The sequence below is a fragment of the Nonomuraea insulae genome, from assembly GCF_042656245.1.
Genome location: NZ_JBHSPA010000022.1, coordinates 332,257 through 339,578, shown reverse-complemented (window position 1 = coordinate 339,578; position 7,322 = coordinate 332,257). Strand labels below are relative to the sequence as shown.

At 68.0% G+C, this 7,322-nt stretch carries 9 protein-coding genes; 6 read left to right on the top strand and 3 right to left on the bottom strand.

Annotated features, from left to right (window positions below):
• Window positions 1-324: BadF/BadG/BcrA/BcrD ATPase family protein (locus tag ACFPZ3_RS17550; RefSeq protein WP_379515176.1), on the bottom strand; the 324-nt coding region annotated here is incomplete at its 3' end.
• Window positions 325-385: 61 nt separating this feature from the next.
• Here ACFPZ3_RS17550 and ACFPZ3_RS17545 point away from each other — a divergent pair.
• The 6 genes from ACFPZ3_RS17545 (at window position 386) to ACFPZ3_RS17520 (ending at window position 6,429) form a co-directional block, all read left to right on the top strand.
• Window positions 386-1,255, top strand: coding sequence for a MurR/RpiR family transcriptional regulator (locus ACFPZ3_RS17545; protein ID WP_379515175.1), 870 nt, complete (start codon window positions 386-388; stop codon window positions 1,253-1,255).
• Entirely contained in the window at window positions 1,252-1,998 is a 747-nt protein-coding gene (locus ACFPZ3_RS17540; RefSeq protein WP_379515174.1) for a sugar isomerase domain-containing protein, read from the top strand. The genes ACFPZ3_RS17545 and ACFPZ3_RS17540 overlap by 4 nt, the downstream gene beginning before the upstream one ends.
• Window positions 1,999-2,075: 77 nt before the next feature.
• Window positions 2,076-3,431, top strand: coding sequence for a cellulose binding domain-containing protein (locus ACFPZ3_RS17535; protein WP_379515173.1), 1,356 nt, complete (start codon window positions 2,076-2,078; stop codon window positions 3,429-3,431).
• Between the two features lie 56 nt (window positions 3,432-3,487).
• The gene (locus ACFPZ3_RS17530) at window positions 3,488-4,735 is read left to right on the top strand and encodes an extracellular solute-binding protein (protein WP_379515172.1); all 1,248 of its coding nucleotides are present in this window, start codon (window positions 3,488-3,490) and stop codon (window positions 4,733-4,735) included.
• Window positions 4,736-5,614, top strand: coding sequence for a carbohydrate ABC transporter permease (locus tag ACFPZ3_RS17525; protein ID WP_379515171.1), 879 nt, complete (start codon window positions 4,736-4,738; stop codon window positions 5,612-5,614).
• A complete protein-coding gene (locus ACFPZ3_RS17520; protein ID WP_379515170.1) occupies window positions 5,611-6,429 on the top strand; it encodes a carbohydrate ABC transporter permease in 819 nt (272 codons plus the stop codon). Before ACFPZ3_RS17525 ends, ACFPZ3_RS17520 begins: the two co-directional genes overlap by 4 nt.
• Here the strand turns inward: ACFPZ3_RS17520 and ACFPZ3_RS17515 are convergent.
• Together ACFPZ3_RS17515 and ACFPZ3_RS17510 are read right to left on the bottom strand one after the other, a co-directional pair.
• Window positions 6,361-6,963: a GntR family transcriptional regulator gene (locus ACFPZ3_RS17515; RefSeq protein WP_379515169.1), complete on the bottom strand. Its 603-nt coding sequence runs from the start codon at window positions 6,961-6,963 to the stop codon at window positions 6,361-6,363. The genes ACFPZ3_RS17520 and ACFPZ3_RS17515 overlap by 69 nt on opposite strands.
• A 42-nt stretch (window positions 6,964-7,005) precedes the next feature.
• Window positions 7,006-7,314 (bottom strand): GntR family transcriptional regulator, encoded by a 309-nt coding sequence (locus ACFPZ3_RS17510; protein ID WP_379515168.1) that lies wholly within the window; start codon window positions 7,312-7,314, stop codon window positions 7,006-7,008.
• Window positions 7,315-7,322: the final 8 nt, after the last annotated feature.

Here is a 7,322-nt window from a genome sequence, read left to right as displayed (position 1 = left end):
GGTCGAGACGGAGATCCCGGGCAGGACGTCGCGACCGCGTTCGCGGCGTACTGGCAGGATGTCGCGGAAGACGCGGTCCGTCAGCGCGGCGCACAGCGCGGGATTGCCCGCCAGGCCGGCGACCACCCCACTGACCTGTGACAGAGAGATCCCGTCCAGAGCTTCGAGCACGGCGGTGGTCAGGTTGGCGGCGGCCGCTTCCAGGCCGAGCGCCCCGGGATTGGCCCCGCCCGCGTGCCCCCGCCGTACGAGAGAGCCCTCCACCGTGAACAGCGCCGCACGCGAGGACGTGCCTCCTGCGTCGACGCCGAGAACCAGTCGCATGTCAAAAATTATTGTCCAAACGCCTTGACGACGCCATAGTCTGGGCATAATTATCACCAGCGTGGAACTCCTGAACCGCGTCGAAGCCGAGCGGCACGACATGCCCGAGGCCATGCGCAAGGTGGCCGACGCCATTCTCGAAGCCCCCGCCGAGGCCGCCAGGCTGACCATCGTCGACCTGGCCGAGCGGAGCGGGACGTCCACGGCCACCATCACCCGCTTCTGCCGCGCCCTCGGTTTCGCCGGATACGCGGAGTTGCGCGTGGCGATCGCCACCGAGACGGGCCGGGTGGCGCAGCAGACGTGGGAGACCGACATCGGCCAGGAGATCCTGCCCGACGACAGTCTCGAACGGGTGCTGGGCGTCGTGTCCGGCAACGACATCCGCCTGATCCAGGAGACCCGCGACCAGCTCGACCTGGCCGTGGTCGAGAAGGCCGCGCAGGCGGTGGCCAGGGCGGGGCGGGTGTTGTTGTTCGGGGTGTCGAGCAGCGCGGCGGTGGCGAGCGAGATGGAATACCGGTTGCAGCGCATGCGGGTGCCGACCTGGAGCAGGTCCGACGCCCACAGCGCGCTGACCGACGCGGCGCTGCTCGGGCAGGGCGACGTGGCGATCGGGATCTCGCACAGCGGCAGGACGCGCGAGGTCATCGAGGTGCTCGCCGAGGCGGGCAGCCACGGCGCGATCACCGTGGCCGTCACCTCGCAGCCGAGGTCGCCGCTGGCCGAGGTGGCCGAGCTGGTGCTCACGACGGCGAGCCGCGCGACGAGCTTCCGGTCGGAGGGGTTCGCCGCGATCCACTCGCAACTGCTGGTGCTCGACGTCGTGTACGTGTCGGTCGCCCAACAAACCTACGAACGTACGAAACAGGCCTTCGACGTCACCGTCCGCGCTGTGGCCGGACACCGTCTACCAGAAGGGGATACATGACAGTAAATCCGGAAGAGTTCGCCGAACGCGTCGCGCACCTCGTACAGATCATCCCGGAAGATCCGGAGATCACGCGCGCCGCCGATCTCTTCACCAAGTCACTGACCGCGGGCGGCGTCATCCAGGCGTTCGGCTCCGGCCACTCCGAGGCCGTCGCGATGGAGATCGCCGGCCGCGCCGGCGGCCTCGTCCCCACCAACCGCCTCGCCCTCAGAGACATCGTCAGGTACGGCGACGCGCCCCGCTCCGAACTGGACCGCTACGACCTCGAACGTGACCCCGCCATCGCGCACACCATCCTCGACCTGGCCCCCGTCCAGCAGCACGACCTGTTCGTCATCATCTCCAACTCCGGCGTGAACGGCGTGGTCGTCGAGCTCGCCACCCTCGTCAAGGACCGCGGTCACGACCTGATCGCGATCACCTCCCGCGCCCACTGCGAAGCCGTCGCGTCCCGGCACCCCTCGGGCCGCAAGCTCATCGACCTGGCCGACGTCGTCCTGGACAACCACGCCCCGTACGGCGACGCCGTGCTGCCCCTGCCCGACGGGGGCGCGACCGGGGCCGTCTCCACCATCACCTCCGCGCTGCTGGCGCAGCTCGTGGTCACCCGGACGGTGGGCAACCTGCTCGAAGCCGGCGAAGTGCCGCCCGTCTACCTCTCGGTCAACGTCCCCGAGGGCGACGCGCACAACCTCCGGCTGGAGGAGCGGTACGCCGGCCGCATCCGCCGCGGCGCCTGAGCACGTCCGGCGCCACCACCTCTGTTCGGCATGCACAGATTTCGGGGGCCGCACAAGCTGCAAGGAGAACCCCGCCCATGTCCCGAAATTTCGGAAAAGTTTTCGTCTCCTTAGCCATCCCCATCGTCCTGGTCGCGATCGCCCTGGTCGCCGTCCCCGCGAACGCCGCCCAGGCCGTCCGCCTCCAGTACCGTACGAGCGCCCCCGGCGCCACGACGGCCCAGGCCGAGCCCTGGCTGCGCCTGTTCAACGACGGCACCACCACGATCCCGCTCAACCAGGTCAAGATCCGCTATTACCTGACCGGCGCCGAGACCTACCGCTTCGCCTGCTCCTGGGCCGTGGTCGGCTGCTCGACGATCACCGGGCAGTTCGTCCGCCAGAGCGGCAGCGCCCAGTACCTGGAGGTGGGCTTCACCTCGGGCAGCCTCGCCCCCGGCCAGAACACCAGCGACATGCAGCTGCGCTTCTACCGCGCGGACTGGCAGACGTTCACGCAGTCCGACGACTACTCCTACGGCCCCCAGACCGGCTACGCGAACTGGGACAAGGTCACCGTGTACGTGAACGGCGGGCTCGCCTGGGGCAAGCCCACCGGCGCCGAACCGACGCCCACCGTCACACCGACGGTGCCCCCGGGCTCGGCGGGCGTGTTGTTCGACGACTTCACCTACTCGGGGCCGAACGACCCCCTGCTCGCCCAGCGCGGCTGGACCGTCCGCTCCAGCTCGGGAGGCCCCGGCGTGCCCGGCGCCACCTGGTCGCCAGGAGCCGTCTCGTTCCCCGGCGGCCTGCTGACGCTCGACTCCTCGACGAACGGCACCGCCGCGGGCACCGTACAGACCGAGTTGTCCACCGCGAGCCGCAAGTTCCACGAGGGCACGTACGCGGCCCGCGTGCGCTTCAGCGACGCCCCCACCGGCGGCCCCGACGGCGAGCACGTCGTGCAGACGTTCTTCACCATCACCCCGCTGCGCTACAACCTGGACCCCGACTACGGCGAACTCGACTTCGAGTATCTGCCCAACGGCGGCTGGGGCGAGCCGTCCAACATCCTCTACACCACGAGCTGGGAGACCTACCAGGGCGACCCGTGGCAGGCGGTCAACACCCACACCGAGGAGCGGACGAGCTTCGCCGGCTGGCACGACCTGGTCATCCAGGTCTCGGCGGGCCGGATCAAGTACTACGTGGACGGTCGCCTGTTCGCCGACCACGGTGACATCTACTATCCCGAGACGCCGATGTGGATCATGTTCAACCAGTGGTTCATCGATCTCCAGGGCGCCACGGGGACCCGTACGTACCGGCAGCAGGCGGACTACCTCTACTACAGCAAGAACGAGGTCGTCTCGCCCGCCGACGTGACGAGCCGTGTCGCGGCCCTGCGCTCCGCCGGGACCGCCTTCAAGGACACCGTCCCCAACCCGTGACGCAAGCCCCGCGCCCGCCACGGCGGGCGCGGGTACCCCCCACCAGAAGGAATGCCATGAAACACCGCATCGTGGCCCTGGCGGCCGTGCTCGCGCTGGGTGCGTGCGGCACCGCCGAGGACCTGAAGGCCCCCGGGGCACCCACCAAGCTGACCGTCTGGATCATGGACGGCAGCGTCACCAAGGACCTGCTGAAGAAGTTCGAGACCGAGTACGAGACGGCGCGCCAGGGCCTCGACCTCGACCTGCAGATCCAGGCGTGGGACGGCATCGGCGAGCGCGTCACCGCGGCCCTGGCCAGCACCGACGCGCCAGACGTGATCGAGGTGGGCAACACCCAGGTCGCCCAGTACTCGGCCAGTGGCGGCGTCACCGACCTGACCGGCAAGGTGGCCGACCTCAAGGGCGAGGACTGGCTGCCGGGCCTGGCCCAGCCGGGCAACATCGACGGCAAGCAGTACGGAATCCCCTGGTACGCCGCCAACCGTGTGGTCGTCTACAACAAGGACCTGTTCAAGGCGGCCGGGATCGAAGCGCCCCCGAAGACCAGGGACGAGTGGCTAGAAATCACGAAAAATCTGAATAAGGGGGGTAACCAGGGCATCTACCTGACCGGCCAGACCTGGTACGCCCTCGCCGGCTTCGTCTGGGACGAGGGCGGCGACCTGGCGGCCCAGGAGGGCGGCAAGTGGAAGGGAACCCTCGACACGCCCCAGGCCCAGGCCGGCATGGGCTTCTACAAGAGTCTCCAGGCCCTCGGCAAGGGCCCGAAGGACGCCGATGAGGCCAACCCGCCCCAGCACGAGGTGTTCGCCCAGGGCAAGGTCGCCCAGATCATCGCCGTGCCCGGCGTCGCCGCCCGCATCCTGGAGGTGGACGCCGGCCTGAAGGACAAGATCGGATATTTCCCCATTCCGGGGAAGACGCCCGACAAGCTGGGCACGGTCTTCACCGGCGGCTCCGACCTGATCGTCCCGGCCGCCTCGAAGCGCCAGGGAGAGGCGTACGAGCTGGTCAAGGCCCTGGCCGGTGAGCAGTTCCAGACCGAGCTGGCCAAGGCCATGAGCTTCGTCCCGAACCGTACCTCGCTGGCCGGCGTGCTCTCCGGCGATGAGGGCACCGCCGCCATGGCCGAGGCCGCCGCCAACGGCCGCGCCACCCCGAACACCCCCAACTGGGCCGCCGTCGAGGCCACCTCCGTGATCAAGCAGTACATGACCGCCGTCCTCACCGGCGGCGACCCGGCCACGGAGGCGAAGAAGGTCTCCGAGACGATCACCACGACCCTGAACAGCGGATCCTGAATGCGGAACCGGTCCTACTGGCCCTACCTGCTCATCGCGCCCACGGTGGCGGGCGGGGCCTTCCTCCTGCTCTATCCGCTGCTCAAGGCCGCGCTGATCTCGTTCCAGCACTTCAGGATGGGCGAGCTGATCAGGGGCGGGGCGGCGTTCGCGGGGCTGGAGAACTACGTCGAGCTGCTGAGCGGCGAGGAGTTCTGGCAGGTCCTGGTGCGTACGCTCGCCTGGACGGCGATCAACGTGGTGCTCATCGTGGGCCTGTCCACCGGCATCGCCCTCATGCTCCCGCGCCTGCGCCGCGGCCTGAGACTGGCCCTGATGAGCGCACTCGCGCTGGCCTGGGCCACGCCGATCATCGCGGCCACGACGGTGTTCCAGTGGTTGTTCCAGTCGGAGCTGGGCGTGGTCAACTGGCTGCTGGTCACGCTGGGCCTCGACTCCTTCCAGGGTTACACCTGGTTCGCGAACGGGACGGCCACGTTCGCCGTGCTCGTGATCCTGGTCGTGTGGCAGTCGGTGCCGTTCGCCGCGCTCACCCTCTACGCCGGGCTGACCACGATCCCGGTGGAGTTGTTCGAGTCGGCCAGGATCGACGGCGGGACCGGGTGGCAGGTGTTCTGGAAGGTCACCTTCCCGATGCTCAGGTCGTTGTTCGCGCTGGTCGCCTCGCTGGAGGTGATCTGGGTGGCCAAGTGTTTCCCGCAGATCTGGGTGCTCAGCCAGGGCGGTCCCGACGGCGCCACGACCACCCTGCCCGTGTACGCGTTCAAGGTCGCCCGCGTGCTGCACCGCTACGACCTCGGCTCGGCGGTGGCCATGCTCACGGTCATCGTCCTCGCCGTCGCCCTGGTCAGCAACCTGCGACGGATGGTGCGCTCATGAAACGGTTCGTGCTCAACGCGACGGCGGTCGCCGTGCTCGTCGTGACGATCTTCCCGGTCTACTGGATGTTCCTGACCGCGTTCAAGCCGACCAGGGACATCCAGGCGGACACCCCCACGTTCTGGCCCGTCCACCCCACGCTCGACCATTTCATCACCGCGATCAACGCGCCGGGGTTCTGGACCTACTGGCGCAACAGCCTGCTCGTCACGGTGGCGGCGGTGCTGCTCGCGCTGGTGGTGGCGCTGCTGGCGGCGTTCGCGCTGGCCAGGATGCGGTGGCGGGGCAAGGGCGCCTTCGTGGTGGCGGTCTTCGCGGCGCAGATGGCGCCGTGGGAGGCGCTGCTGGTGCCGGTGTTCATCATCGCCCGCGACACCGACCTGCTGGACTCCCTGGCCATGCTGACCGGCGTGTACTTCATGATCACGCTGCCGTTCACCATCGTGACGTTGCGCGGCTTCCTGGCCGCGATCCCGCTGGAACTGGAGGAGGCGGCGCAGGTGGACGGGTGCAGCCGGATGGTGGCGTTCCGGCGGGTGGTGTTCCCGCTGCTGGCCCCGGGGTTGATGGCGACGTCGTTGTTCGGGTTCATCACGGCGTGGAACGAGTTCGCGTTCGTCAACGTGCTGATCATCAAGGATCAGGACAAACGTACGCTGCCGGTGTGGTTGTCGTCGTTCAGGGACGTGTTCGGCACGGACTGGGGCGCCACCATGGCCGCCGCCAGCCTGTTCGCCCTGCCCGCACTACTGCTGTTCCTGTTCCTGCAACGCCGCGTCGGCACAGGCATGACGGCGGGGGCGGTCAAGGGCTAGAGGCCGAGGGCGGGCAAGCGGCGAAAAGGCCGTCGTCATGATCTCGCCCCGTTCCGGTTCCTCGGGCCAGCCCGCCGGGTCGGACACGTACGTGCCGCGGTAGGGCACCGTGAACACCCACCCTTGTTCCCGCAAGAGCGAAACGGCGCGCAGTGCCGTGATCTTGGCGACTCCATAGCGGCGCGTCAGTATCTTCCCGCTGGGTATCGCACGGTTTGGTTTGATTTCGCCGCTTCTGATCTGGGCGACGATATCTCTGGCGATGATGATGTAGAGGGCATTTGTCTGCTTCGGGCGTGCAACCCCGAGAGGTCCGACGAAGGTGCCTTCGCCTTTGACGGTATGGACGAGCTGACGTCGACGAAGCTCGCGGACCACGTTGCGGGCAGTGCTCCGCGCGATGTCGAACTCCTCCTCCATGGCGGCCTCACTTGGCACGGCATCACCGACTCGAAGCTCACCCTTGGCGATCCGCTCGTGGATCACCTCGGCGATCTGGATATAGAGCGGGACGGGGCCATCTCGATCGAGCATGCTCGTATGCTAGACGTGTAGATACGAGTATGTAGGCAAGAGTCATTCCTCGGGCCAGGTCTGGTCGGCTATCTCTTGTGCAATCCGCTGGTAATGCGATGTTTTGCGCCTCTTGCGAGGTGCTTCCGCGGGAGGTCCCACGAAGGCGCCCTCGACTTGGACGGTATAGACGAGCCCTTCTTCGCGCAGGACGCGGATCGCCCGCCTGGCGGTGGTTCTGGCGACCCCGAACTCGTATTGGATGTCGGCCTCGCTCGGTACCGGGTCTCCGGATGAGAGCCCTGAGACCCGCTGCTTCAGGATTGCGGCGATCTGGAGGTAGATGTGGGTGTCGCCTTCGTAGTCGAGCACGTAGGCAA